The organism is Novosphingobium sp., from assembly GCF_024642085.1.
GTDB lineage: Bacteria > Pseudomonadota > Alphaproteobacteria > Sphingomonadales > Sphingomonadaceae > Novosphingobium.
Map to the genome: position 1 here is coordinate 89,843 of NZ_JAHEBV010000003.1, position 25,276 is coordinate 115,118.

Genomic DNA, 25,276 nt, shown 5'->3' on the forward strand with positions numbered 1-25,276 from the left:
CTTTGGCGATATTTCCTAACAATCAGCATTCGCCTTTCGCGTGACCTCACGTGTCGCGCACTCTATCACTGACTGATGGCGCTTGACCGCATCGTCCTTACTTCTTTTCGCAACCATCTCGGCACTCGGCTGGAAGGCACGTCAGCTTTCAACCTGCTGGTTGGTGACAACGGCGCAGGCAAGACCAACGTGCTTGAAGCGCTGTCATTGCTAGCTCCAGGACGCGGTTTGCGCCGGGCGGCGCTGGGCAACATGGCCGGTCAGGGCGGTGATGGCACTTTTGCGGTCAGCGCGGCTCTTGGCGATCAGGTGCAATTGGGGACCGGCATCCGTGCCGACCGGCCCGGACGGCGCATTGTTCAGGCGAACGGGGCTGAAATTTCTGCCGTTCAGCTGGGCGAATGGGTCAGCCTGGGCTGGTTGACGCCGGCGATGGACCGACTGTTTGCCGAAGGAGCCGGAGCGCGCCGCCGCTTTTTGGACCGCCTGGTGCTTGCGCTGGAACCCAGCCACGCCCGTAACGCAGCGCGGCTCGACACGGCCCTAAGGGAACGCAACCGCCTGCTGAGCGGTGCATCCGATCCCGATCCGCTCTGGCTCGACGCAATCGAGATTCAATTGGCCGAGGCAGGAGCTCAAGTGACCCAGGCCCGGGCGCGCATGGTTGAGCACTTGGGGCTTGCGCTGACAGCTATACCCGATGCCCCGTTTGCCAAGCCCGATCTGACCTATCAGCCGGGCGGGCCGCTGGACGCGTCATCATTGGCCGCAGCCCTGGCCGAAGGGCGCCGCCGCGACCGCGCCGCCCAGCGCACCCTGACCGGCCCGCACCGCGACGAACTGGCTGTAACGATGGCCGGCAAGGGTCAGCCCGCCGCTGAATGCTCAACCGGCGAGCAGAAGGCCATGCTGATCGCGATCACCCTGGCCCACTCGGGCTTACTGGGCGGCGAACGGCCGTCTCTGCTGCTGCTGGACGAAGTGGCCGCCCATCTTGATCCGCTGCGGCGCGCCGCCCTGTTCGACCGTCTCCGCCAGGGTCAGGCGCAAGTCTGGCTAACCGGCACCGAGATTGCGCCATTCGATGCAATCGCTGGTGAGGCTGCGGTCTGGCGGGTCAGCGGCGGGTCTGTGGAACGGCTGGCCTAGCCGGCAGAGCCTTGGCGACCGCATCGGCCGTGTCCGCGACCAGCAGGTCCACCCCGGGCGCGGTTGGGTGGACATGATCAGGCTGGACCAGATCGGGCTTGTCCAGCAATGTCTGCAAGAAAAACGGAACCAACGCCGCGCCATGCTTTTTTGCCAGCGCGGGATAAATCGGATTGAACTGCGCTGCATAATCCGCGCCCATGTTGGGCGCGGCGATCATGCCCATCAGCATTACCGGCACCTTGCGTTGCTTCAACCTGGTCAGGATCGCATCAAGGTTGGAGCGGGTCTGTTTGGGCGGGAGGCCGCGCAGCATGTCGTTCCCGCCCAGACTGATCAGAACCAGCGCTGGCGGGTTAGGGTCGCTGTTGAGCGTAAAGTCCAGCCGCTGCAACCCCCCCGCCGTGGTATCGCCCGAAACCCCGGCGTTCATGATCCTTGCATTGATTCCGCGCGCGCGCAGCGCCGTTTCGAGGCGCGCGGGATAGCTTTGCCCCGGCTCCAGTCCATAGCCAGCAAACAGGCTGTCCCCCAGGGCCACGATGCGCTGCTGTGCGCCCATCATTGGCGGCAAGGGCGCCGTATCAGCGCTGGCACGCACGCCCGGCGGCGCGTCGGCAGGCTCTGCCCCGCACCCTGTCAGTACCAGGGCCAGCAAAACGGGGGTTGTAACCGAGCGGGTCCGGTTCCATTTCATTGAGCAACTCCTTTATCTTTCCCCTAGCTATGGCATCCCGCTGACGTGACAAGCCCCCAACCGATGACGCAAGGCGCCATCGCCGCGTCCAACCTGACCCTGACCCTTGGCCAGGACGGCAGCGCGGTAGAAATCCTGCGCGATATCGATCTGGCGGTTCCGCTTGGTCAGACGCTCGCACTGCTCGGCCCGTCAGGATCGGGAAAAAGCTCTCTGATGGCAGTACTTTCCGGGCTGGAGCGGGCCAGTGGAGGGGCGTTGACCGTGGCCGGAGCCGATTTTGCGGCGCTGGATGAGGACGGACTGGCGGCAGCCCGGCGCGGGCGGATCGGGATCGTGCTGCAAGCGTTTCACTTGCTGCCGACCATGACAGCGCTGGAAAACGTCATGACACCGCTCGAGCTTGCCGGCATTCCAGATGCCCGCAGCCTTGCCCAGGCGGAACTGACCGCCGTGGGCCTGGGGCACCGGCTTGACCATTATCCGGCCCAGCTTTCGGGCGGCGAGCAGCAGCGGGTGGCCATCGCCCGCGCGCTTGCCCCGCGCCCGCCGTTGGTCTTCGCCGACGAGCCGACCGGCAACCTGGACATGGCAACTGGCGAGGCGGTGATGGACCTGCTCTTTGCCCGCCGCGCTGAAACCGGGGCGACGCTGGTGGTAATCACCCATGACGCTGCCTTGGCTGAACGCTGCGAGCGCGTGGTGACCTTGGCCGACGGCCGCATCGCCAGCGATACTTTGCCAGCGTGACGACAGTCCTGCCCTGGCGCACTGCCTGGACAATTGCCAGGCGCGACTTGTCTGCACGGTTCAAGGGGCTGCGCCTGCTGCTGGTCTGCCTGTTTCTGGGGGTTGGTGCACTGGCTGCGATCGGCACGCTGACCGGTGCGATCGAGCGCGAGCTGGCAAGTCGGGGCCGCACCATTCTGGGCGGCGATCTGGAACTGGCGGTGTGGCAACGCAGCCCGACTGTTGCCGAGAAATCAGCTTTTGCTCGGTTGGGCGCAACTTCGACCGGCGTTCGGATGCAGGCAATGGCGACGGCGGCTGACCTGGCCGCACCGGTGGAACTAAAAGCAGTCGACAGCGCCTGGCCGCTGGTCGGACGGCTGACGCTGCAAGACGGGCGCAAGGTTGGCGCCCCGCCAGCAGGATCGGCCTGGATCGCCAGCGGCGCGGCCGAGCGGCTGAGCCTGCGCCCGGGCAGCACGATCACTGTAGGCGGCAAGCCGTTACAGGTTGGCGGCATTATCGCGGACGAGCCCGATCGGCTGGGCGAGGGCTTTACCCTTGGTCCCGTGGTTATCGCCCCGGCGGGTTTTCCGGCGCAAGCAGGTCTGACCAGTCCGGGGGCGATGTACCGCAGCAAGACGCGGATCGCCCTGCCTGCCGGACGCGATCCGGTCCGCGTCGGCGCCGCGCTGAAACGCCAATTTCCCTCTGCCGGGTTCGAGATACGCACGCGCGACAAAGCCAGCCCCGGCGCAGAGCGTTTTGTCAGCCGGATGGGGGATTTTCTGGTTCTGGTCGGGCTGGCTGCACTGGTCATCGCCGGGATCGGGATTGGCGGCGGCGTATCCTCCTACCTTGAAGCGCGGCGGGGCAGCATCGCCACGTTGAAGGTACTGGGCGCAAGCAGCACCGCCATCGCGCGTATCTACATGTTGCAGATTGGCGCGGCGGCGTTGGCCGGAAGCCTGGCCGGGCTGGTCGGCGGAGTGCTGATCACACCGCTGCTTGGCGCGGCGCTGGGCAATCTGCTGCCGGTCGCCCCAGGCTTTGTATTCGATCCGCTCGCCTTGGTCAAAGCTGCACTGTATGGGCTGCTGGTGGCGGTTATTTTTGCTGCGCCGCCTTTGCTTGCTGCGCGCCGATTTCCCGCCATGGCGCTGATGCGGGCGCGCGTAGCACCCTTGGCGAGCCGCTGGCGCGATAGCGTTCTGCCGGTGACCTTGGGCATCACAGCGATTGCCGCGCTTGCTTTGGCCACGGCATCGCAGCCCAGGGTCACAGCGTGGTTCCTTAGCGGTTGCATTGGTCTGCTGGCTTTGCTGGCCTTGCTGGGGTGGGCAATACGGTGGGGCGCCCGGCGTTCCCCACGCCCGCAGCAGCCCTTGCTGCGCATTGCCCTTGCGAACCTGTACCGGCCTGGCGCGCAGACGGGCGCACTGGTGACAGCGCTGGGCTTCGGCCTTTCAGCTTTCGTGACGCTGGCGGCGATCCAGACCAGCCTTGACGCCAATATCGCCGCGCGTGTGCCGCAGCGCGCGCCTGACTATTTCGTGCTCGACGTACCGCGCGAACGCGCCGACCTGTTTCGAAGAACGGTGACCGGGCAATCGCCCCGCGCTGATGTTCGCATGGTTCCCTCGCTGCGCGGGGCAATACTGGCCTATGGCCAGACCGACCGGATGACCCGCGTGGCCGACATGGCAGCCATCCCGGACGAAGCCTGGCCGCTTCGCGGTGAGCGCGGGCTGACCTATTCAGACACCGTGCCCGAAGGCAATACCGTGACCGCCGGAAAGTGGTGGCCGACTGGTTATGCCGGTCCGCCGCTGGTTTCGATCGATGAGAAACTGGCGCAGGCGCTCAACCTTGGCATCGGAGACAGCCTGACCATCGGCCTGCTGGGGGTTGAGCGTACTGCACGGATCGCCTCGCTGCGGCGGATTGACTGGGATTCGATGGGGTTCAACTACGTGCTGGTGTTCAGCCCCAACGCGATTGCCGATGCCCCGCACAACCTGGCTGCAACTATCGACCTGCCACAAGGCAGCGCCAAGGGGCCGCTGCTGCGCGCCATGGTTCGGGCTTTCCCGTCAAGTTCGGTTATCGAGATCGGCGGCGTGCTGACCCAGGCGCGTGCTCTGTTGTCGCAGGTCAGCCTGGCGATCTTGTCCGCTGCATCGGTCGCGGTGCTGGCCGGGATTGCCGTGCTGCTGGGCGCCATCGCGGCCGCGCGGGCCAGCCGCACTTATGACAACGTGGTGATGCGGGTGCTGGGTGCCAGCCGCCGCCAGCTGCTCGGCCTGCAATTGGCGGAATATGGTCTGCTGTCCCTGGTTCTGGCCGGGGTCGCGCTTGCACTGGGCTCAGGCATAGCCTGGCTGGTCATCGTCCAGATGTTCGATTTCGACTGGCTACCATCCTGGCCGCGGGTCCTGGCCGTTCTGGGCACCGGACTGCTGCTGGTCATCGGCTTTGCCCTGGCAGCTTCGCTTCCCTTGTTGAAAGCGAAGCCGGCCCAGGCGCTGCGCGAACTTTAATCAATCAGGCGAAAACGTCGCTGCTTGTTGGATCCTTCGGATCGGGGCCAAAGCGGTTGGGCCCTTTGGTGCCTTCCAGGAACATCAGCACAAGGAAGCCGATCGAGATAAGGATGTTAAGCAGCGGAATGAAACTGCCGATTACAAAGCCCAGATACCACCAGCCCGACATATCGCGATCATGCAAGCGGCGCACGGTGACTGCAATGCCGGGTATAAAGGCGGCGAGGCTCCACAGAGCCAGCAGGATGCCGGTTGTGCCACTGAACATCACGCCATAGACGGACAAGGGGCTGGTCGCGCTGGCGGCAGTAAGCTGCGCCATGGTGTCGCCCGAAGCCATCTTCATGCCGCCCAGCACGATCCACACAATCACATTGAGCAATGAAAACATCCAGAACTCCATCCGCCGCGAACGGCCTTTGAAGTCGGCGAAACGTTTGAACGGCAAAATCATCCAATTCATAGTACTGGCCCTCTCCCTGTATCGACCGCATGAGGTCGAACACAGCTTGCGGCCAATATCAAACAAAAAAAGGGGGCCCGCGAAGGCCCCCTTCTTTGTTGGCTGGTTCAGGTGCTTACCACTTGAACCGGGCCCCGACGCCGTAAGTACGCGGTTGGTTGGTGTAGCCCGAGATCGAACCCGACTGCGCCACCGAATCGAAGATGGTGGTGATGTTGCGGGAATCGAGCAGGTTGCGGCCCCACACCGACAGTTCAAGACCGTTTTCCATCGCATAGGTCAGAGATGCGTTGGCATCGCTAACCTCACGGCGGAACGGCCGCGCGGCGGCAAAGGCCGGAGCATAGCTTACGACCTGACCTTGCGCGTTGCGCTGGATGAAACCGGGCAGGCCATCGGCGATCTGCACCGGTGCATCATAGTGATAGTCACCGCGCAGGATGATAGTGTCGCCGTTGGTCAGCTCCTTCTCGTACTGCGCGCCGAAGGTAGCGGACAAACCGGGCAGACCGGCCGGCTTGCGTCCGGTGGCATCGCCCAACGCCGAATTGGGGAAGCTGTCGTATTTGGGATCAAGGTAGATGAACGATACGTTGAACGTCAGCGCATCTACCGGCTTGACCATGCCGTCAAACTCGATCCCGAAAGTCGATTGCTTGCCCGCATTGGCCAAGGCAAAGCCGGTACCGGTGAAGATGTTGGACTGAAAGCCCTTGATCGTCTGCTTGAACACCGCAAGGTTGGCCGAAACCAGACCCCAGTTTGCCTTCAGGCCGAACTCGTACACGCTGGCGTCTTCAGGTCCGGCAAAGCGGCTGCCGGCGCCCAGGTTGACAGGCGCGATGCCGGCGGTGCGGATCGCGGCAAGGTCGCTGGCCAGCGGGCGGCTGTCACGGCTGAGGTTGAAGGAACTTGCCTTGAACCCGGTCGCATAGCTCAGATAGACGTTGACCGTATCGGTCGCGTCATAGGCAGCGCGCAAGGTATAGGACCAGTCGCTGTCGCGGGTCTTGCCGCTTTCCACCGCGTTGGGCAGGTTAAGGAACGGCGGCAGGAACTGGAAAGCACGCAGGCCGCCCAGCGGATTGGCGGCCGGGTTGTTCTGGTTGGCCGCCGCAAAGGCCGCTGCACCCGCAGGGCTAGCGCCCTGGCCCAGCGCGCCAAGGAACAGCAACTGGTTGCGGAACGGCGCATAGGCTGCCGCATCAAGGTTGATGCCCGAGAACACGTCGGTCGAAACCACATTGGTGGTCACGTCCTTGCGATCATTGGTATAGTTGAACCCGGCGGTCAGTGTCAGCCGGTCCGTCACCTCGAAATCGACGTTTCCGAACAAGGAGTAAGCCTTGTCGCGAAGCTTGTATTGTTCGGTCAGGCCGTCACCGGCGCGGAAGAAGGTGTTCAGGTATTTTGCCGGATTATTTTCAAGCGCGCCGAACGTACCTTCCAGTGTGGTCACGTTGAGCGCGCCCCCCGATGCCGCCTGGATCAGGGCGTTTCCGTACGGGCGGAACTGGCTTCCGAACAGGATCTGGTTGCCCTGGTTGATCGTTTCATCGAAGTAGTAACCGCCCAGCAGGAAATTGAACGGGCCGTCCAGGTCGCTGGCGATGCGCAGTTCCTGGGTGAATGTGCCAATGTCAACGTCAGCCGAATTGCGTCCGATCAGATCAGCGCTGGTGAAATCGCTATCCTGATTGGTGATTGCCCGGCTCTTGCGGTAGGCGGTTATCGAGGTCAGCGTCAGCGGGCCGGCCTTGTATTCCATCTGGCCCGACAGGCCGTAGTTTTTGATGTCGTTGCTTGACGGGAAGTTGGAATAGACGGTGTCGGCAAACGGGGTCTGGAAATCGTTCACCCGGCCGCCCAGCGTCTCAATGATCGAAGTCGCGCCCGAACGGCGCAGGTTGACCACTGAACAGCAGGTTTCGTCGATCTTGTCGTAATCGGCAATCAACCGCAGCTTGAAAGCATCGCTGGGCTGGAACAGGGCCTGGCCGCGCACGAACCAGCGGTTGCGGTTGTTCGCCTCGCCATTGTAGCCCAGATCGGTGATATAGCCGTCGCGCTTGTTGATACCGCCCGCCAGACTGACCGCGATCGTATCGCTGACCGGGCCGGTGACCACGCCTTTGACCACGACTGCATTGTAGTTGCCGTAGCTGGCTTCGACATTGCCGCCGAACTTGAACTGCGGAGCGCGCGTTACAATCGAGATGACGCCGGCGCTGGCGTTCTTGCCGAACAGGGTCGATTGCGGGCCGCGCAAGACTTCGATGCGCTGGACGTCTGGCAAGTCGCCGATCTGGGCAGCAGTGCGCGAACGGTACACGCCGTCGACAAATACGCCGACCGACGGTTCGATCCCGGCGTTATTGGCGCCATTGCCAAAGCCGCGGATAAAGAAGTTCGTGTTGGCCGAGCTTTGCAGCTGGCCCACGCGCAGGGCAGGCACGATCGACTGCAGATCGCTGAGATCGCGAATCTTGGCGCGTTCGATGGTTTCTGCGGTTGTCACCGATACAGCAACGGGCACATCCTGCAGGGTCTGTTCGCGCTTGGTCGCGGTAATGACGATTTCGTTGCCCTGCTCTTCGGCTGCAACGTCGTCCTGCGCGGCAGTGGCCGGCTGGGCTTCTTCCTGCGCCTTGGCGAGGCTCGGCAGGATCATGGCGGGCATGGCAATGCCAAACAGCAGCGCCGAGCGGATAGACCCGGCGGTACCGGCAAACTTCGATTTCATGAAAAACCTCTCCTGGAAACTTGCAGAATCGTTGAGTCGCCGGGGAGCCTCCGGCTGGATGCCGGATGGTGCGACCGGAGCCCTCATAGAAATGAATGGACGGTGTTAGAAACAGTTACGTGACAGCGGAGTAATATCCTTGCGCGCTGTTGCAACAAGATCACAGTCGGCGCTCTTGCCCCGGCGGGCCGTCTGGGCTAGGGGCGCGGCGAAATCCGCGAGGCCTTCGTGCGCTCGCCCCTCCAATCAGAGAAGCCCTCATGTCCGCCCCCCTGCCCTTGCGCAATATCGCCATCATCGCGCACGTCGACCACGGCAAGACCACTCTGGTCGATCAGCTGTTCCGCCAGTCCGGCACGTTTCGCGACAACCAGCGCGTCGAAGAACGCGCGATGGATTCAAACGACTTGGAAAAAGAGCGCGGCATCACCATCCTGGCCAAGTGCACCTCGGTCGAGTGGAGCGGTACCCGGATAAACATCGTCGACACCCCCGGTCACGCCGACTTCGGCGGCGAGGTGGAACGCATTCTGTCGATGGTCGACGGCGTCATCCTGCTGGTCGACAGCAGCGAAGGTGCAATGCCGCAGACCAAGTTTGTCACTGGCAAGGCGCTTGCACTTGGTCTCAAGCCGATTGTGGTTGTCAACAAGGTCGATCGCCCCGATGAACGCATTCAGGAAGTGCTCGACGAAGTATTCGACCTGTTCGTCAGCCTCGATGCCAGCGACGAACAGCTGGACTTCCCCGTTCTCTATGCCTCGGGCCGCAATGGCTATGCCAATGTCGACCCTGCCCTGCGCGAAGGCACGCTGACCCCGCTGTTCGAAAAGATCGTCGATCACGTGCCGCCCCCGGCCGCCGATTTCGATGGTCCGTTCAAGTTCCTGGTCACGCTGCTGGATCGCGACAACTTTCTTGGCCGTATCCTGACCGGCAAGGTCCAGTCGGGCACGGTCAAGGTAAACTCGCCGATCCACGCGCTGGACAGCGACGGCAAAGTGATCGAGGCTGGCCGCGCCTCCAAGCTGATGGCCTTCCGCGGACTCGAACGCGTCCCTGTGGACGAAGCCCGCGCCGGTGACATCATTTCGATAGCCGGGCTGACCGAAGCGACCGTTGCCAATACAATCTGCGACACCAGTGTGACCGAACCGCTGCACGCGCAGCCGATTGATCCGCCGACCCTGTCGATGCGCTTTGCGGTCAACGATTCGCCGATGGCGGGGCGCGAAGGAACCAAGGTAACCAGCCGCATGATTCGCGACCGCCTGCTGCGCGAAGCGGAATCCAATGTCGCTATCCGTGTCACCGAAAGTTCAGATCGAGACAGCTTCGATGTGGCTGGCCGCGGCGAACTTCAGCTTGGCGTGCTGATTGAGACAATGCGCCGCGAAGGGTTCGAACTGGGCATCAGCCGCCCGCGCGTGCTTTACCGCCAGGACGAAGGCGGCCAGCGCACCGAACCTTACGAGACCGTCGTCATCGACGTTGACGACGAACATTCCGGCACGGTCGTCGAGAAAATGGCGCTGCGCAAGGGTGAGATGACCGACATGCGTCCGTCGGGCGGCGGCAAGACCCGCATTACGTTCGTCGCGCCCAGCCGCGGCCTGATCGGCTATCACGGCGAGTTTCTGTCCGATACCCGCGGCACCGGTATCATGAACCGCCTGTTCGATGCCTACGGCCCTTACAAGGGTGCGATAGGCGGGCGGCAGAATGGCGTGCTGATCTCAAACGGCAGCGGCGAGGCCGTGGGCTATGCGCTCAACATGCTGGAAGAACGCGGTATCCTGTTCGTACGTCCGCAGGACAAGATCTACGAAGGCATGATTATCGGCGAGAACGCCAAGCCCGATGACCTTGAAGTCAACCCGATGAAGTCCAAGCAGCTGACGAACTTCCGTTCGACCGGCAAGGATGACGCCATCCGACTGACCCCGCCCAAGATCATGACGCTGGAACAGGCCATCGCTTACATCGACGATGACGAAATGGTGGAAGTTACGCCGAAATCGATTCGCCTGCGCAAGGCGCTGCTCGACCCTCACGAACGCAAAAAGGCCAGCCGCCGCAAGGACGACTGAGATCTGCTGAAACGTCCGGCAGGGCCCGGCTATCAGTGTGGCCGCTCAATATTTAAACGGGCCGCTCCACGATCTGTGGAGCGGCCCGGCTTTTAATGACCTGTCAATTGAACTGCCCGATCAGAACCGGAACGACAGAGTTCCGCGGAACGATTGGTAAGTGAAGTTTTCGCTCGACGGCTGCATCCGGACATTGCCGCCGGACAGCACGAAAGGATTGGTCGCGCCGCCGCCGCTGACCTGCACATAATACTTGTCGTCGTTGTAGCGGTTGAACAGATATTCCAGCCCCAGCGAGATATTGTTCGTCAGCATGACTTCGGCACCGCCGCCATACTGATAACCCAACACCATCTTGTCGTTGTTCACTTCGGTAAAGGTGTTCGCGGTGTTGCTGGTGCGGAATGAGTGATTGATCTTCGCACCGCTGACTCCGCCGGTCGCATAGAAAAGCGCCCCGCCGCCGGGGGTGTATCCGACCCGCGCCCGTGCGGACGCATTGAACTTTATGCCGCGCTGCAGTTCGTAGAATGCGGGAGTGCTGCTGAAACCGGTCGTCCCGTCAAGGATGTCGTTGCCACTGCCTTCCAGCAGGACACCAACGACGATGTTGCCCATGCGCTTGTCGTAGCCAATGCGCCCACCGTATTCGACCCGGTCCTTGTCGTTCGAGCAGCCGGTGCTGGGAACGTTGCTGGTCGCCCGACCGTTGCAGAAACCGGTAAAGGCATTGGCACCCGAACTGGTGCGGACGGTATCTTCATAAACTCCGTCACCATTCGTGTCGAAAACCACGCTGTCACGGGCATCGCTTGGCTGTGCTGCAACACCGCCGAAGGCGGTAATGTATGGGCCGTCGAAATGGCTGTCACGGTCAAAGCCGCTATCCTGGGCAAATGCAGCAGTGCTGCAAAAGGATGACGCCAAAAGTGCACAAATAAATATTCTGGAGCGCTGCATTGTTAATCCCTTCAGATCTTTGATTCCGGGGGGGAAACGTTCGAGCGCACGAAAAGGATCACGCAGGAGGCCAAATATTTTTCCAACTTTTGAATGTGTTGCATATTTGCACCAGTGAAACTGTCGTTTTCCTTGGAATTCGGTTCCGAACCGGCCTGACGGACTTTGCGAAATTGTAGATCGCCCAGCCGGGCAGCACTCGCGCTTGAACCGCCATTAGGCTAGTGGATTGCGCGATGCAGATGTCCGACCTTCGCATTGCCCTGTTCAGCGGCAATTACAACATGACCACCGACGGGGCGAACCGGGCGCTTAACCGGTTGGTTGAGTACTTGCTTCGTCAAGGCGGGAATGTGCGAGTCTATTCGCCTACTAATGCCGAGCCGGCCTTTCCGCCAATGGGTGAACTTGTCAGCCTGCCGTCGCTCGCCATTCCGGGCCGCGCGGAATACCGGTTGCCAATGGCTCTCAGCGGCCGGGTGCGGCGCGATCTGGCTGGGTTCAAGCCCAATGTGGTCCACGTATCTTCGCCCGATATCAGCGCTCATCGCGCGGTGACGTGGGCGCGGCACCGCGGAATGCCGGTGCTGTCATCAGTCCACACGCGGTTCGATACCTATCCGCGCTATTACAATATGGCCTGGGCCGAGCCGGCGCTGACCGCGCTGCTGCGCCGGTTTTACCGCCGCTGCGATGCACTGGTGACACCGTCTGAATCAATGGCGCAGGTATTGCGCGACCAGCGGATGAATTATGACATTGGCATCTGGTCGCGCGGGGTGGACCGCACCGTGTTCAACCCCGGACGGCGCGACATGGCCTGGCGCCAGTCGCTGGGCATCGCGGACAGCGAAGTTGCCGTGGGCTTCCTTGGCCGCCTGGTCATGGAAAAGGGGCTCGACGTGTTTTCTGACTCGATCGATGAACTGCGCGCGCGAAACATTGCCCATCGCGTCCTGGTGATTGGCGAAGGGCCGGCACGCGACTGGTTTGAAGCGCGGCTGCCCGATGCGGTGTTCGCCGGATTTCAGGGAGGTTCCGATCTGGGCCGCGCGGTGGCGAGCATGGACGTGCTGTTCAACCCTTCGATTACCGAAACCTTCGGCAACGTCACGCTTGAGGCGATGGCCTGCGGATTGCCCGTGGTCGCAGCAGCCGCCACCGGAAGTGAAAGCCTGGTCGACGATGGTCAGTCGGGTCGGCTGATCCGTCCCGGCGCGATCCACCACTTTGCCGAGGCGCTGCGCGGTTACATCGAAAACCCTGAACTGCGCGCGCGGCACGGCACTGCGGGCGAGGCCCGTTCAAAGGATTTCAGCTGGGACCGGATCAACCAGGCAGTGGCAGACACCTATCTGCGGTTGATCCGGCAAAAACCTGGCACGCGGCCCTAAACTTGGATGCCTTGAGCGGCGGACTTGCGCGAATAATGCCACAAGAACAAAACGGCCGCGCAGATCACCAGCGGCATCAGCTTGCCCGCCGTTGAATCCAGCGCAGCGGGCGTATGGGTGTATTGGTAAGCGAAGCTGCCTACCGCTCCGGCCAGCGACACCAGAAATGCCGTGGCTGCATGGCGCGACCTGAGCAGCATCAGCACCGATCCCGCGACCGAACCCCACACGCCAAAACCCCAGGCAGCCTGAACCCATAGCGGAAAACTATCGATCCAGCTTAATATCACCTGCGGATCGCCCGCCGCCTTGAGATAATCGACGTTGCGCATGCGGGTCATCACATAGTCCATTGCGCCGAAGCTGTTCCACAGCGCACCCAGAACCGATATAACCCAATAACTGGCCGGCACGCGTGCCGTCTGTGACTCATCCATCGCACTATCCCCCTCGTTGTTGCGCCCGGACGGTCCGAGCGTAACACAGCAAGAGGAATGCGCAAAAATGTGGCCAAGCTGAAGCGGCCCCGGCTGGCAGTCTAAAGCCGTTCGATCTTGCGCGCCGCCTCATCAAGTATGTCAGCGACGGCAAGCATGGTGTCACGGTCGAAATCGCCGGACGCCGCGCGCTGGCGGACCGCGGTGAACAGGTTGCCCATGGCCCGGCGCAGCGGCGGGGCGCCGTGACGGTCGTGATCATCGGCAAGACCCCGCAAACGGCTGGTGATCGTTTCGATTTCTTCCCTGCGGCTGGCGATTTCCGCACGTCCAGCCTCGGTCGCGGCATAGGCCTTGCGCGCACCCTCACCAGCTTGTTCAGCGATCAGGTCTTCATCGGTCAGCAGGTTGAGCGTGGGATAGACGACACCCGGGCTCGGCGCATAGTTGCCGCCAGTGAGCTCCTCGATCGCCTTGATCAGTTCGTAGCCGTGCCGCGGCTGATCAGCGAGCAGCGACAGCAGGAAGAGCCGAAGCTCGCCGCCGCCGAAAACGCGTCCGCGTCCGCCCGGTCCATGGCGGTGGCGACCACCCCATTGCGGCCCATCACCGCCAAAATCACTGCCCCAGCGCCGGTGGCGGCCACCTATCATTGCCATCATCGGCCAAACTGCTGCCCCGCGAGAGCTGCATCCATATCTTTTCATTTAACTACCTTTCATGATATTCTTAAGATATATCTTTTGGTGGGACTTGCAAGCCTTCGATGGCATTTTTGGCGGCGCGGCCTATCTTGGCTGCGATGGCTGACCTTTTCGTAGATGAACTGCCCGCTGCTGCTGCCCCAGAAGAACCGGGCGCGGACGCTCCGCTCGCTGACCGGCTACGGCCGCGCTCGCTGGATGAAGTTATCGGGCAGGAACATCTGACCGGGCCGGAAGGCGCGATCGGGCGAATGGTAGCGGCGGGGCGTTTGTCCAGCATAATCCTGTGGGGCCCGCCTGGCACCGGTAAGACCACCACCGCCCGGCTTCTGGCCGACAGCGTCGGAATGCGGTTCGTGTCGATCAGCGCGGTGTTTTCGGGGGTTGCCGACCTTAAGAAAGCCTTTGCCGAGGCGCAGATGGCAGCCAAAGCGGGGCAACGCACACTGCTGTTCGTGGACGAGATTCACCGTTTCAACCGCGCCCAGCAGGACGGCTTCCTGCCGTTCGTTGAAAAGGGTGTGGTCACGCTGGTCGGCGCTACGACCGAAAACCCCAGCTTCGCGCTTAACGCCGCACTGCTCAGCCGGGCGCAGGTACTGATCCTTCACCGGCTGGACGCGCGGGCATTGGCCGAATTGCTGGCCCGGGCCGAAGCACTCGAAGGCCCGCTGCCACTGACCGATGACGCACGCGAGGCGCTGGTTGCCAGCGCGGACGGGGATGGCAGGTTCTTGCTCAACCAGGCCGAAACGCTTTACAACGCCCGCATACAGGCACCCCTCGATCCAGCCGCTCTTGGTGCATTTCTGCAGCGGCGGGTAGCGGTCTATGACAAGGACCGCGACGGGCACTACAACCTGATTTCCGCGCTGCACAAGGCGCTGCGCGGGTCTGATCCACAGGCCGCGCTTTACTATATGGCGCGGATGCTGACTGCCGGAGAAGAGCCGCTTTATGTGCTTCGCCGCCTGGTGCGTTTCGCCAGCGAGGACATTGGCCTGGCTGATCCGCAAGCGCTGGTCCAGTGCCTTGCGGCAAAGGACGCGTACCAGTTCCTTGGCAGCCCGGAGGGCGAGCTTGCGATCGTCCAGGCTTGCCTTTACCTGGCCACCGCGCCCAAATCCAACGCCGCCTATATGGCACAGAAGGAAGCGTGGCAAAGCGCCAGGGAAACGGGCAGCCTGACCCCGCCCGCCAATATCCTGAATGCGCCGACGAAACTGATGAAGGACATCGGTTACGGCCAGGGCTATGCCTATGATCACGACGCTGATGACGGATTTTCGGGCGACAATTACTGGCCCGAAGGGATGGCTCCGCAACACTATTACCGTCCCGTCGAACGGGGGTTTGAACGTGAGGTGGCGAAGCGGCTGGAATGGTGGGACAAGAAGCGACACGACATCGCCAACGCGAAATCCTAGCGGAACAAGGAAGCCTGAAGATGAACTTTGGCCATCTGCGCCGGGTGCGCGTGTCGGCAGCAATCGCGCTTGCCGCCAGCGGCACGGCGCTTTGCGCAGCAACAGCAGCAGCGGATCCGGTTTCCGGCGTCTGGCTGGTTGAACATCCAACGGCACCTTTTCCGCTTCATCTTTACGTCTTCAACGCTGATCACACCATGCAGCAGGCCAATCCCGATGCCGGAAATCCGCGCGAAAGTGACAGCGATGGTAAAGGTATCTGGTTACGCAAGGGCAACCGGATCGTCGGGAAGTGGGTCGAGATCATGGCGGATCGGACCACCCACAAATTGACCGGCAGAGGCGAATTGACCTTTGAACTGACCGTATCGGGCAACCGCATCACTGGCACCGGATCGTTTACCCAGTTTGACGCGGCAGGCCTGCGCAAAGGTGACCTGATCGACGCACCGTTTACCGGATCGCGAATTACAGTTCCTTGACGCCTGACCGGTTCTGCAACTTTGCCGCTATCGACTGGTCGGGTGCGGCTGGTGAGCGGCATCGCGGCATCGCCGTTGCCCTGCTGCGTGCTGACGAGATTACGCCCGCGATCATCCGGGCCGGACATCGCTGGTCGCGCCCCGAGGTGCTGGAATGGCTGCTGAACGATATGCCACACAATACACTTGTCGGCTTCGACATGGGCATCAGCCTGGCTCACGCAGACTGCGGTGCATTTTTCCCGGAATGGGCAGACAGTCCGGTTGATGCCAAGGCGCTGTGGGCCATGGTCGACCGGATCTGCAGCGATGATCCGCACTTGGCGGTCACGTCGTTTGTGAACCATCCCGAAGCCGCACGGCACTTCCGCCGCCACGGCGGGCGTGAAGGGGACCGGTTTGGCGCACAGGGCATCGCAGGGGGACGCGGCCGGCTTCGCGTGACCGAACGCGCGCAGGAAAAGCTTGGCTGCAAGCCCTATTCAAACTTCAACCTGGTAGGTGCAGCGCAGGTTGGGAAATCCAGCCTTACGGGCATGCGGCTGCTCCACCAGCTGGATGGACGTCTGCCGGTCTGGCCGGTCGATCCGCTGCCGCCAACCGGTTCGGTCATAACCGAGATTTACACCGCCATTGCCGCGATCGCAGGCGGGCGAAGCGCTGGCCGATCAAAGGTGCGCGACTACGCCGGGTTGAACGACGTATTGGCGCGGCTCAACTGCGGTCATGTTCCCGGACAAGGCCCGATTGCCGATCACGAAAGCGACGCTCTGATAACCGCCGGCTGGCTGCGCCGGGCAGCTCAGGACGCGGCCTTGTGGACCCCCAAATGCCTGACTCAGCAAATTGCACGAACAGAGGGGTGGACCTTCGGCGCTCCTTAGTTCTAAGGACGCCTGCACATAAGGCCACGTTGCCGGCTTAGCTCAGTTGGTAGAGCACCTGATTTGTAATCAGGGGGCCAGGGGTTCGAATCCTCTAGCCGGCACCATTTTCATCGCGGGAGCAGCCGGCACCAATGCTAGCCGACATGATCGAACGCTTGCTGGACCGTCATCTGGATGATGCAGCGCAGGCCCAGGCGCGCGAAGGGCAGTGGCTGCCCGCGCTGTGGGCCGAGGTTGAGGAAATGGGCCTGCCGCTGGCACTGCTGACCGAAGACCAAGGCGGCTTCGGCCTGAGCTTTGAGGAAGCTGGCGAGGCGCTGCGCCTGCTTGGCCGCCATGCCATGCCGCTGCCTGTTGTTGAAACCATGGCCGCGAACCAGTTGCTGGCCGCCGCTGGTTTGCCGCTGGCAGAAGGCGCAGCCGGTCTGGCACGGGCCGATGATCTCAAGCTGATTGATGGACGCCTGACCGGCACCGTTCCGCGGGTGGCGTGGGGCGAACAGATCGGTTGCCTGGCACTGGCCGTGGGCGATAGACTGTACCGCGTGCCGCGCAGCGGCTGGAGCGTTGCCGAACAAGGGACATCGCTCAACTTTCACCCCCGACCCAGCCTGGCGATCGATTGGGCGGTCGATGCGTCTGCGCCGCTACCGCATTGCCCGCTGGCCGCCGGCGCGACCGTGCGCGCTTTCCAGATCGCTGGGGCTCTCGAAGCCGCACTGGCCATGACTCTCGACCACACAGCGACCCGCGTCCAGTTCGGCAAGCCGCTGCAAAAGAACCAGGTTGTCCAGCACGAACTGGCCAAGCTGGCGGGCGAATTGGCCTGCGCCACTGCCGCCGCCGATCTGGCGGGCGAAGCTCTGGCGCGCGGCGATACATTGGGCGTTGCGGCAGGATCGCTGCGCGCACGCGAAGCCGCCGGAACCGGAGCCGGTATCGCCACGCAGATGCACGGCGCGATCGGGTTTACGCGCGAACACCGGCTGCACCTTTACACGACAGCCCTGTGGACCTGGCGCGACGAGTTTGGTGGACAGGTCTTTTGGGCAACGCAGCTAGGCCGCGCTGCGATAACCGCTGGCGGACAAGGCTATTGGCCGATGGTAACAGCCTTATGAGTGCAATCCCCTTCCCCGCCCCGCCAGCCGACAGCCCCGAGGTCGTGGCCCTGCGCACCCAGTTTCGGGCTTTCCTGCACCAGCAGCTGGGCGATCGTACTCCGCGTCAGCGCAGCGATAACTGGTACGGCTTCAGCCGTGACTTCTCGCGGGCGATGGGCCACGCCGGATACCTCGGCATGACCTGGCCCAAACAGTATGGCGGGCATGAACGCAGCGCGTTTGAACGTGCTGTCATCGTCGAGGAATCGCTTGCCTCGGGCGCTCCGGTTGGTGCCCACTGGATCGCCGACCGGCAGAGCGGCCCGTCGATCCTGAAGTTCGGGACCGACGAACAAAAGGACACGATCCTGCCGCGCATCGCGGCGGGCGAGCTTGCCTTCGGCATCGGGATGAGCGAGCCTGATAGTGGCTCCGACCTGGCAGCGACGCGGACCAAGGCAGTGCGCGACGGCGATCTATACCGTGTCACCGGCACCAAGGTCTGGACCAGCTTTGCGCATGAGGCTGACTATGTGATCCTGTTCTGCCGGACCAGCGGCACACCGGCCGACCGGCACCAGGGCACAAGCCAGCTTCTGGTCAACCTCAAGGACACTCCAGGTTTGACGATTCGGCCGATCATCGACCTGGCCGGTCAGCATCATTTCAACGAGATGCACTTCGAAGATGCGATCGTTCCGGCAAAGTATCTGCTTGGCAAGGAAGGCGATGGCTGGAACCAGGTGATGAGCGAACTGGCTTTCGAACGTTCAGGCCCCGAACGCTTTCTGTCCTCGATCGAACTGATGCTCCAGCTGCTCAACATGCTGAAAGGGCGTGATGACGATGCGGCGCTGGCCACCATCGGCCGCCTGACCGCGCAGCTTGCCGTGCTTCGGCGACTGTCCCGCTCTGTCGCGGCGATGTTGCAGGACAAGCAGGATGCAGCGCTGCAGGCGTCTATCGTGAAAGACGTCGGTGCGGTGTGGGAACAGACCCTGCCCGACTTTGCCCGCCAGCTGGTCGATGCCGAACCCGACCCGCGCAGCGCGGCGGCCTATGCCGGGGTGCTGGCCAACATTGTCCATAATGCGCCGAGCTGGTCCTTGCGTGGCGGCACGCGCGAGATCCTGCGCGGGATCATCGCCCGGGGTCTGGGAACCCGCTAATCCGGTTGCAATTGTAACCTTACCGGTCGATGGTTTGCGCCATGACCGAGACGATGACCTATGCCCGCTATCTATCGCTGGATGACTTGCTCGATTGCCAGCACCCACGCTCGGACGCCGATGACGAGCTGCTGTTCATCATCATCCACCAGACCAAGGAATTGTGGCTCAAACAGATGATTTGCGAACTGCACCTGGCCTTGGCGCAGGTCCGCGCCGATCACTTGGTTCCTGCGTACAAGGCGCTGGCGCGGGTCAGCCGGATTCAGGCGGTGATGACGCTGAGCTGGGACGTTCTGGCGACCATGACCCCCAGCGATTATACCCGCTTTCGTGATGCGCTGGGCCCGTCGAGTGGGTTCCAGTCGGACCAGTTCCGGACTGTAGAATACATCTTGGGGCTGAAGGACAGCAAGTTCCTGTCCTATCAGGGTGACCGCCCCCATGCGCTTGCCGCGATGGAGCAGGCGCTTGCCGCGCCCAGCCTGTGGGACGAAACGCTGGGTGCGGCAGCGCGGGCAGGTCTGCCCATTCCGCACGAGGTTCTGGCGCGCGACGTGACGCAGCCTTACCTGCCAAACGAAGCGGTCGAGGTGGCACTGCTGTCAGTATACCGTGATACCGAACGTTATTGGGACCTTTATCAATTGGCCGAAAAGCTGGTCGATCTGGACGATGCAATGGCATCTTGGCGGCACAAGCACGTGCTGACTGTGGAGCGGGTGATTGGCGGGAAGCGCGGTACCGGCGGCACCGCCGGCGCAAGTTATCTCCATTCGACCCTGACCAAGCGCGCTTTCCCTGAACTGTGGTCGCTTCGGACTGCGCTATGAGTTTCAAGCGCTTGTTTTCCCGGTCATTGGATGCCGCGCCCGGGCGGCTGCACTTTGCCGCGCACAGCCACCATCTGTGGCCCGATGCAAGCTGGCAGGGACAGGCGCAAGCTTGGCAGGATGCGGCCCGGCTGGCCGATTACAAATGGGACCACATCCTTGCCCAAGTCGTCCCCCAAGCCCAGCGCTTTGTCGCCCATGAATTGAACCTGCCCGATCCGGCGACGATTGCCTTTGCGCCCAACACACACGATTTTCTTGTGCGGATCGTGTCAGCCCTGCCCATGGCCCGGCCCCGCATTCTGGCCAGCGATGGTGAGTTTCACTCGTTCCGCCGCCAGGCGCTGCGCTGGGCCGAAGCCGGGCGGATCGACCTGGTCACCGTTCCACTGAACCGACTGGTTGACGCGGCCAAAACCGGACCGTTCGACCTGGTTTTTGCGAGCCAGGTGCAGTTCAACTCAGGCCAGGCGCTGCCTGGATTGGACAGTCTGGCCGCGCTGGCCGCGCCTGATGGCCCGTGGGTGGTGATTGACGGCTACCACGGCTTCATGGCGACCCCGACAGACCTGTCTGCCATCGCGGAGCGCGTATTCTATCTGTCTGGCGGGTACAAATACGCGATGGCCGGTGAAGGCGTCTGCTTTCTTCACGCGCCCGCCGGCTTTGCCCCGCGTCCCGAAGTGACCGGCTGGTACGCCGCGTTCGACAATCTGGCCGAGCAGCAGGGCGGGGTCGGTTATGCGGCTGATGGTCGCCGGTTTCTGGGCAGCACCTTTGATCCATCGGGCCTGTACCGCTTCAATGCCGTTCAGCGCATGCTGACGGAAAAGAAACTCACGACGGCGAAAATCTCGGACCACTGCGACCGCTTGAAACAGCGATTTCTTGGCGCCGATCCGCTTCCTTCGCTGCGCGTCATCAGCGGCCCGCAGGCGCGGTTCCTGGCGCTGCAAGGTGCAGACGCCCCGGCCATTCATGCCGCGATTGCTGCCAGGGATGTCGTCACAGATTTGCGCAGCGACGTGCTGCGGATCGGTTTTGCGCTTTATAACGATGCGGCTGACGTCGACGCTTTGATCGCCCGCATCGGCGCCTGAAACGAAGGGCCCCGCCGGATTGCTCCGCCGGGGCCCTTGGTCAGCCGGTTGGCCGCATCAGAACTTTACGCCCACTTCGACGCCGAAGATCCGCGGTTCATTGACCATGGCGGTCAGGTTGTTGAAATCGATTCCCGACACCGCCGAGACATCGTTCGTAACGTTGCGGACAAAACCGGCGATGTCATAGCGCCCCGTGCGGTAACCCAGGCGGATCCCGCCTTCGAGCATGCTGTCGTCACTGAACTCAACCGATTCATACAAGAAGAACTGCACTTTCGAACGGTAAGCCCAGTCGGTAAAGACATAGACCTCGCCATTGCCGACCGGGGCTGCGTATCCTGCAGTCCAGTTGGCGGTCCAGCGCGGGCTTTGCGGCAGCTGGTTGCCGTTGATCGAGAAGATCCCCGGGCTGCCGACGCGCACCGGATCAAGCACGGTGCACGCCGCTCCGCATCCTGCGACGTAAAGGCTGGGATCCTTGATTTCGTTGTGATTGTACGAAACCCCGGCTGTCAGCGTCAGGCCGCGGGTCGGACGGGCTTCAAATTCCGCTTCGAAGCCATAGCCATCGACCTTCTTGGCGTTGATCAGGGTGGTGAAGTTGGAGGCGCCGCCCACTGCTGTCAGCTGCAGGTTATCGGTTGAAAAGTAGAAGCCGGTCAGGTTGAATCGCGCCTTGCCGCCTGCAAACGAGGATTTCAGCCCGCCTTCATAGCTCATCGTGGTTTCGCTATCGGCCACCGACAGGGTGCGGCCAAACAACAGACGGCCCTGGATGGAGGGCGCGCGATAACCCTTGGCAACGCGGGCGAACAGGTTGATCTCTTCGCTCAGCGGCAAGGTTGCTGCCGCGTCCCAGGTAAGCACGTCATCACCCACGCTGGCGTTCTGCGGGGTTACCGGGCCGCCAAGGCCAAGGAAGCCCGGGCGGGTATCGACCGGACGCGATGCGACCATGTCGCGCTTGTCGTGGTTGTAACGCGCGCCAGCCTGAACCTTCAGTCCGTTTTCGAACTGGTAATGCAGCGATCCGAACACGCCGATCGCTTCGCTGTCCTGGCGCTGCACCGCGATCGCCGCAGGCGCGGTATCAGCCGGGTTGCCGTAGTCATAGCTGGCGATGTCGAGCTTTTCGCTGAAGTAGAAAGCGCCAAACTGAAAACCCAGACCAACTTGATTGTTGGACGCAATCCGCACTTCCTGCGTGAACTGATCCAGGCTGGGTACATCGTCACGCGACTGGGCCGAGAACGGGATGAAGCCCGGGCCCATTGTCGGCGCGAACTGGTTGCCGAAGCCCCCATCGATATCGCCGCGGCTTTGCAGGTTGCCGTTCCACAGGCTGCTGACCGATGTGATGGTCACCGGACCGGCGTCATATTCAGCCGTGAAGGCGCCGTTGTAGTTTTCCAAACTTTGGAAGTTGAGCCCATCAGCACGGGTCTTGCTGCGATCAAATGGAGTTGCCGGGCCGCCAAGACCGATCAGCTTGTTGCTGCCAGTAGCAAACGCATTTGCCCGGAATACCCGCGCGCTGCCTTCGTATAGCCGGGTCTGGAACACGGCGCGCAGGGTCAATGCATCGCTGGGCTTGGCCTGGATCTGGAAACGTGCGGCGAAATCGTTGAACCCTTCAAGGTTCTTGTCGCCAGGCTGGTCAATGTTGTCGACCCAGTTGTCACGGTGCTGGTAAAGCGCCGAAACACGCGCCGAAATGACATCGCTTGCATCGCCGCTGCCCACGCCGGCTTCGGCGTTGACCGTGCTGAAGCTGCCATAGCTGGCCTTGACGTAGTTCTTGTTCACGGCATCGGGACGTACGGTATCAAACTTGACAATACCGGCAGGAGTATTGCGGCCAAACAAGGTGCCTTGCGGCCCGCGCAATACTTCGACCTGGTTGACATCGAACACCGGGAAACCCTTAAGGATGGGGTTTTCCAGGACCACTTCGTCATAAACCAGGCTGACCGGCTGCGACGCATTGAGATCGAAATCGGTATTGCCCAGTCCGCGAATGTAGAAGCGCGGGAAAGTGCGGCCGAATGAACTTTCGATGTTGAGGCTGGGGACGCGTCCCGCCAGCGCACGGATATCGGCGCCGGCCCCGGTAACGGCGGCCAGGGCATCTCCGTTCAACGCCGCAACCGAAATCGGCACGTCCTTCTGGTTTTCCGAAACGCGCTGGGCTGTGACGATGATTTCCTGAAGGCCTTCATCGTCGGCGCTTTGTGCCTGGGCCGGCGCAGCAATGGCAATCGAAAGTGCAAGCGCCGCCAAGGCGCTCGACTGGCGGAGAGGCAGGATGCGGGTCATGGTTTTGCTCCGTTGACCGATGGGATAGGGAATGGTGCCGCCGCGCTAGACCCTGAGCGGCTGAACGCAAGCAATTGGGCCGTTGCCGCAATAATTTGCCCCCGAACTGTTGCGGCAATGCCGCAGGTGCGAAGGAGCAGATATCAGGCTACTTCAACCGCGCCCCCGATAGGCTTGCACACCCTGATCAGGCACCCACAGGCCCGCTGGCGGCGCATCGCTTTGCCAGAACACGTCGATCGGAATGCCGCCGCGCGGATACCAGTAGCCACCGATCCGCAGCCAGCGCGGCTTCATTTCGGCAAACAGCCGCTGGCCGATGCCGACCGTTACGTCCTCATGAAAGCCGCTGTGGTTGCGAAAGCTGCCCAGAAACAGCTTCAGACTTTTCGATTCGACGATCGAATCACCCGGAGCATAATCAATGACCAGATGGGCAAAATCGGGCTGACCGGTAACCGGACAAAGCGACGTGAACTCCGGCGCGGCAAAGCGCACGAGATAGAGCGAGCCGTGGCGCGGATTGGCCACGTAATCGAGAACGGCAGTGTCGGGTGAGGTCGGAAGCGCGCTGGTCTGCCCCAGATGGAGCGGCCGCGGTCCTTGAGCGGAAGGTGTGTCTGTCATGCAACGGGCCATGCCCTCATCGTGTGCGCGGCACAAGTCGCCGGTTGGAACCGCAGGGTTCACTTCCTATTCAGTGGTGGGGGCGCTAGCGCGCGCCACGGATGACGGGGATTTTCACAGTGACGATCCAGGCGGATGGCAGATCAGCCGCGGTGAGCAGTGCGATTGCGCTGTCGCTGGCGTGCGTCGCCCATCCCGCATTCGCCCAGTCAGTCAACGATTACAAGTTGCCGGGCACCGTCACCACTGCCCCCAATCCGCGCGTTCAGGGCCCGGTCGATCCTGATGCGCCAGTGGTCCGCACCACCCCGCAGCCAAGCGAAGCGCCCAGTTCCGCGCCAAGCATTACGCCTTTGCCGGTAGCAACTGCGACTCCGGCAATCACAGCGGCGCGTCCGTCTGCCAATGCCAGCCCGGCAACACGCAGCACGCAGCCGCCGTCTTTACCCTCCCGCGCCGCGCCGTCACCCATTGCCGCGCCGGCAAGTTCGGCTAGCAGCAATGACGCGCTGTTACCGCCGCTGGCCGGTCCATCAGCGGCGGCATCGCCGGGCATCGCCATTGGTGATGCTGTTCCCGCGGCAGCAGATACGCCTCCCCCCGCCGCCCAGTCGGCCGGTCTGTGGCCATGGATTACCGCTGCGCTGGCCGCAATTGCAGGGCTTTTCGCGCTGCTGTGGTGGCGCCGCATAAGGGACGAGCGAGAGCCCGAAATAACTTTTGAGCCTCCGGTAGTGCGCCAGCCGGCACCGGTAGCTACGCCGGTGCCAGAGCCGGTTGCACCACTGGCGCCTGCCCCCAGACAGGCACCGGAAGCGGAAGCGGAACCGGAACCTGCCCCCGCAAACGCCCCTGTTCCCGCGACGACGGCCAGCGCATCCGGACTGGACATCACGCTCGAGGCGACCAGGATGAGCGCGTCGCTGATGGCGACAACGCTCAATTACAAGTTGATTGTCACAAACCGTGGATCGCAGGTACTGTCCGGCCTCGCGGTGGAAGGCGACATGGTTTCCGCCCACGCTTCGCTGCCGCAGGACAAGCAGATCGCCAATGATACCCACCGGCTTGAACCGCGGCATATCCTCACCGCGCTGGCCCCCGGTGAAAGTGCCGAGTTTACCGGACATTTCCGCCTGCCGCTGACCGCAGTCACGCCGATTCGTTCAGGCCAGGCGACCTATTTCGTGCCTCTGGCCCGCCTGCGTGTGCAGGCCGATACCCCCGGCGGCAGCCCGCTGATCAGCGTCCAGACCTTTGTCGTTGGTGAACTGCCGGAACAGCCGGGTGCGGCGCTGCGCCCGTTTCGCCTTGACCTTGGCCCCCGAACCTATTCGCGGATCGGTCAGCGCACGGTGAATTAGGCACGGTTGCGCCCATTTCCACACTCGACGCCGCGCCATTGCCTCGCTAACCTTTT

21 protein-coding genes and 1 tRNA gene are annotated in these 25,276 nt (G+C 62.5%); 14 read left to right on the plus strand and 8 right to left on the minus strand.

All coding sequences use genetic code 11. The features are described 5' to 3' along the window. Positions 1 to 75: 75 nt before the first annotated feature. A complete protein-coding gene (gene recF, locus Q0L62_RS02315) occupies positions 76 to 1,149 on the plus strand; it encodes a DNA replication/repair protein RecF (RefSeq protein ID WP_296675833.1) in 1,074 nt (357 codons plus the stop codon). Here the strand turns inward: recF and Q0L62_RS02320 are convergent. Further along, positions 1,118 to 1,846 (minus strand): arylesterase, encoded by a 729-nt coding sequence (locus Q0L62_RS02320; protein WP_296675836.1) that lies wholly within the window; start codon positions 1,844 to 1,846, stop codon positions 1,118 to 1,120. The two genes, recF and Q0L62_RS02320, sit on opposite strands and share 32 nt — an antisense overlap. Positions 1,847 to 1,909: 63 nt before the next feature. Here Q0L62_RS02320 and Q0L62_RS02325 point away from each other — a divergent pair, with 63 nt between their 5' ends. Both Q0L62_RS02325 and Q0L62_RS02330 read left to right on the plus strand, forming a co-directional pair. Beyond that, a complete protein-coding gene (locus Q0L62_RS02325) occupies positions 1,910 to 2,596 on the plus strand; it encodes an ABC transporter ATP-binding protein (RefSeq protein WP_296675839.1) in 687 nt (228 codons plus the stop codon). Then, entirely contained in the window at positions 2,593 to 5,115 is a 2,523-nt protein-coding gene (locus tag Q0L62_RS02330) for an FtsX-like permease family protein (RefSeq protein WP_296675842.1), read from the plus strand. Before Q0L62_RS02325 ends, Q0L62_RS02330 begins: the two co-directional genes overlap by 4 nt. A gap of 4 nt (positions 5,116 to 5,119) precedes the next feature. On the opposite strand, the gene Q0L62_RS02335 is transcribed toward Q0L62_RS02330, so the two are convergent. Next, positions 5,120 to 5,581 (minus strand): DUF805 domain-containing protein, encoded by a 462-nt coding sequence (locus Q0L62_RS02335; protein ID WP_296675845.1) that lies wholly within the window; start codon positions 5,579 to 5,581, stop codon positions 5,120 to 5,122. A gap of 115 nt (positions 5,582 to 5,696) precedes the next feature. Next, on the minus strand, positions 5,697 to 8,324 hold the full coding sequence (locus tag Q0L62_RS02340; RefSeq protein WP_296675847.1) for a TonB-dependent receptor: 2,628 nt from the start codon (positions 8,322 to 8,324) through the stop codon (positions 5,697 to 5,699). A gap of 260 nt (positions 8,325 to 8,584) precedes the next feature. On the opposite strand from Q0L62_RS02340, the gene typA reads away from it, so the two are divergent. Next, positions 8,585 to 10,414, plus strand: coding sequence for a translational GTPase TypA (typA, locus tag Q0L62_RS02345; protein WP_296675850.1), 1,830 nt, complete (start codon positions 8,585 to 8,587; stop codon positions 10,412 to 10,414). Positions 10,415 to 10,534: 120 nt separating this feature from the next. Here the strand turns inward: typA and Q0L62_RS02350 are convergent, their stop codons facing one another. Continuing rightward, positions 10,535 to 11,374: a hypothetical protein gene (locus tag Q0L62_RS02350; protein ID WP_296675852.1), complete on the minus strand. Its 840-nt coding sequence runs from the start codon at positions 11,372 to 11,374 to the stop codon at positions 10,535 to 10,537. Between the two features lie 236 nt (positions 11,375 to 11,610). On the opposite strand from Q0L62_RS02350, the gene Q0L62_RS02355 reads away from it, so the two are divergent. Next, positions 11,611 to 12,768, plus strand: coding sequence for a glycosyltransferase family 1 protein (locus Q0L62_RS02355; RefSeq protein ID WP_296675855.1), 1,158 nt, complete (start codon positions 11,611 to 11,613; stop codon positions 12,766 to 12,768). Here Q0L62_RS02355 and Q0L62_RS02360 read toward each other — a convergent pair. Further along, positions 12,765 to 13,205 (minus strand): hypothetical protein, encoded by a 441-nt coding sequence (locus Q0L62_RS02360; RefSeq protein ID WP_296675858.1) that lies wholly within the window; start codon positions 13,203 to 13,205, stop codon positions 12,765 to 12,767. The genes Q0L62_RS02355 and Q0L62_RS02360 overlap by 4 nt on opposite strands. Positions 13,206 to 13,306: 101 nt before the next feature. Further along, the gene (locus Q0L62_RS02365; RefSeq protein ID WP_296675861.1) at positions 13,307 to 13,867 is read right to left on the minus strand and encodes a PadR family transcriptional regulator; all 561 of its coding nucleotides are present in this window, start codon (positions 13,865 to 13,867) and stop codon (positions 13,307 to 13,309) included. 140 nt (positions 13,868 to 14,007) lie between these two features. Between Q0L62_RS02365 and Q0L62_RS02370 the strand changes: the two genes are divergently transcribed. The 8 genes from Q0L62_RS02370 (at position 14,008) to Q0L62_RS02405 (ending at position 20,910) form a co-directional block, all read left to right on the plus strand. After that, positions 14,008 to 15,336: a replication-associated recombination protein A gene (locus Q0L62_RS02370; protein WP_296675864.1), complete on the plus strand. Its 1,329-nt coding sequence runs from the start codon at positions 14,008 to 14,010 to the stop codon at positions 15,334 to 15,336. 20 nt (positions 15,337 to 15,356) lie between these two features. Continuing rightward, on the plus strand, positions 15,357 to 15,818 hold the full coding sequence (locus Q0L62_RS02375; RefSeq protein ID WP_296675869.1) for a hypothetical protein: 462 nt from the start codon (positions 15,357 to 15,359) through the stop codon (positions 15,816 to 15,818). Continuing rightward, positions 15,815 to 16,702: a hypothetical protein gene (locus Q0L62_RS02380; RefSeq protein ID WP_296675872.1), complete on the plus strand. Its 888-nt coding sequence runs from the start codon at positions 15,815 to 15,817 to the stop codon at positions 16,700 to 16,702. The genes Q0L62_RS02375 and Q0L62_RS02380 overlap by 4 nt, the downstream gene beginning before the upstream one ends. 31 nt (positions 16,703 to 16,733) lie before the next feature. Continuing rightward, positions 16,734 to 16,809 (plus strand) — tRNA-Thr (locus Q0L62_RS02385). A gap of 39 nt (positions 16,810 to 16,848) precedes the next feature. After that, complete coding sequence (locus tag Q0L62_RS02390; protein ID WP_296675875.1) at positions 16,849 to 17,826, plus strand: acyl-CoA dehydrogenase family protein; 978 nt, start codon at positions 16,849 to 16,851, stop codon at positions 17,824 to 17,826. Next, complete coding sequence (locus tag Q0L62_RS02395) at positions 17,823 to 18,977, plus strand: acyl-CoA dehydrogenase family protein (RefSeq protein WP_296675878.1); 1,155 nt, start codon at positions 17,823 to 17,825, stop codon at positions 18,975 to 18,977. The genes Q0L62_RS02390 and Q0L62_RS02395 overlap by 4 nt, the downstream gene beginning before the upstream one ends. Before the next feature lie 41 nt (positions 18,978 to 19,018). Beyond that, positions 19,019 to 19,810: a tryptophan 2,3-dioxygenase gene (locus Q0L62_RS02400; protein WP_296675881.1), complete on the plus strand. Its 792-nt coding sequence runs from the start codon at positions 19,019 to 19,021 to the stop codon at positions 19,808 to 19,810. After that, entirely contained in the window at positions 19,807 to 20,910 is a 1,104-nt protein-coding gene (locus Q0L62_RS02405) for a class V aminotransferase (RefSeq protein ID WP_296675884.1), read from the plus strand. Before Q0L62_RS02400 ends, Q0L62_RS02405 begins: the two co-directional genes overlap by 4 nt. Positions 20,911 to 20,967: 57 nt before the next feature. Here Q0L62_RS02405 and Q0L62_RS02410 read toward each other — a convergent pair whose 3' ends face one another. After that, positions 20,968 to 23,229: a TonB-dependent receptor gene (locus Q0L62_RS02410; protein WP_296675886.1), complete on the minus strand. Its 2,262-nt coding sequence runs from the start codon at positions 23,227 to 23,229 to the stop codon at positions 20,968 to 20,970. A gap of 153 nt (positions 23,230 to 23,382) precedes the next feature. After that, a complete protein-coding gene (gene queF, locus Q0L62_RS02415; RefSeq protein WP_296675889.1) occupies positions 23,383 to 23,856 on the minus strand; it encodes a preQ(1) synthase in 474 nt (157 codons plus the stop codon). Between the two features lie 101 nt (positions 23,857 to 23,957). On the opposite strand from queF, the gene Q0L62_RS02420 reads away from it, so the two are divergent. After that, positions 23,958 to 25,220 (plus strand): hypothetical protein, encoded by a 1,263-nt coding sequence (locus Q0L62_RS02420; RefSeq protein ID WP_296675892.1) that lies wholly within the window; start codon positions 23,958 to 23,960, stop codon positions 25,218 to 25,220. The last annotated feature ends 56 nt before the right edge of the window (positions 25,221 to 25,276 follow it).

Excerpts from the sequence above, each read along its gene's own strand:
- Q0L62_RS02395 (WP_296675878.1), top strand. The coding sequence starts at position 17,823 with ATGAGTGCAATCCCCTTCCCCGCCCCGCCAGCCGACAGCCCCGAGGTC.
- Q0L62_RS02350 (WP_296675852.1), bottom strand. The coding sequence starts at position 11,374 with ATGCAGCGCTCCAGAATATTTATTTGTGCACTTTTGGCGTCATCCTTT.
- Q0L62_RS02420 (WP_296675892.1), top strand. The coding sequence starts at position 23,958 with ATGACGGGGATTTTCACAGTGACGATCCAGGCGGATGGCAGATCAGCC.
- recF (WP_296675833.1), top strand. The coding sequence starts at position 76 with ATGGCGCTTGACCGCATCGTCCTTACTTCTTTTCGCAACCATCTCGGC.
- Q0L62_RS02390 (WP_296675875.1), top strand. The coding sequence starts at position 16,849 with ATGATCGAACGCTTGCTGGACCGTCATCTGGATGATGCAGCGCAGGCC.
- Q0L62_RS02325 (WP_296675839.1), top strand. The coding sequence starts at position 1,910 with ATGACGCAAGGCGCCATCGCCGCGTCCAACCTGACCCTGACCCTTGGC.
- Q0L62_RS02335 (WP_296675845.1), bottom strand. The coding sequence starts at position 5,581 with ATGAATTGGATGATTTTGCCGTTCAAACGTTTCGCCGACTTCAAAGGC.
- Q0L62_RS02375 (WP_296675869.1), top strand. The coding sequence starts at position 15,357 with ATGAACTTTGGCCATCTGCGCCGGGTGCGCGTGTCGGCAGCAATCGCG.
- Q0L62_RS02410 (WP_296675886.1), bottom strand. The coding sequence starts at position 23,229 with ATGACCCGCATCCTGCCTCTCCGCCAGTCGAGCGCCTTGGCGGCGCTT.
- Q0L62_RS02320 (WP_296675836.1), bottom strand. The coding sequence starts at position 1,846 with ATGAAATGGAACCGGACCCGCTCGGTTACAACCCCCGTTTTGCTGGCC.
- Q0L62_RS02340 (WP_296675847.1), bottom strand. The coding sequence starts at position 8,324 with ATGAAATCGAAGTTTGCCGGTACCGCCGGGTCTATCCGCTCGGCGCTG.
- typA (WP_296675850.1), top strand. The coding sequence starts at position 8,585 with ATGTCCGCCCCCCTGCCCTTGCGCAATATCGCCATCATCGCGCACGTC.
- Q0L62_RS02405 (WP_296675884.1), top strand. The coding sequence starts at position 19,807 with ATGAGTTTCAAGCGCTTGTTTTCCCGGTCATTGGATGCCGCGCCCGGG.
- queF (WP_296675889.1), bottom strand. The coding sequence starts at position 23,856 with ATGACAGACACACCTTCCGCTCAAGGACCGCGGCCGCTCCATCTGGGG.
- Q0L62_RS02370 (WP_296675864.1), top strand. The coding sequence starts at position 14,008 with ATGGCTGACCTTTTCGTAGATGAACTGCCCGCTGCTGCTGCCCCAGAA.
- Q0L62_RS02355 (WP_296675855.1), top strand. The coding sequence starts at position 11,611 with ATGCAGATGTCCGACCTTCGCATTGCCCTGTTCAGCGGCAATTACAAC.
- Q0L62_RS02400 (WP_296675881.1), top strand. The coding sequence starts at position 19,019 with ATGACCGAGACGATGACCTATGCCCGCTATCTATCGCTGGATGACTTG.
- Q0L62_RS02365 (WP_296675861.1), bottom strand. The coding sequence starts at position 13,867 with ATGATGGCAATGATAGGTGGCCGCCACCGGCGCTGGGGCAGTGATTTT.
- Q0L62_RS02360 (WP_296675858.1), bottom strand. The coding sequence starts at position 13,205 with ATGGATGAGTCACAGACGGCACGCGTGCCGGCCAGTTATTGGGTTATA.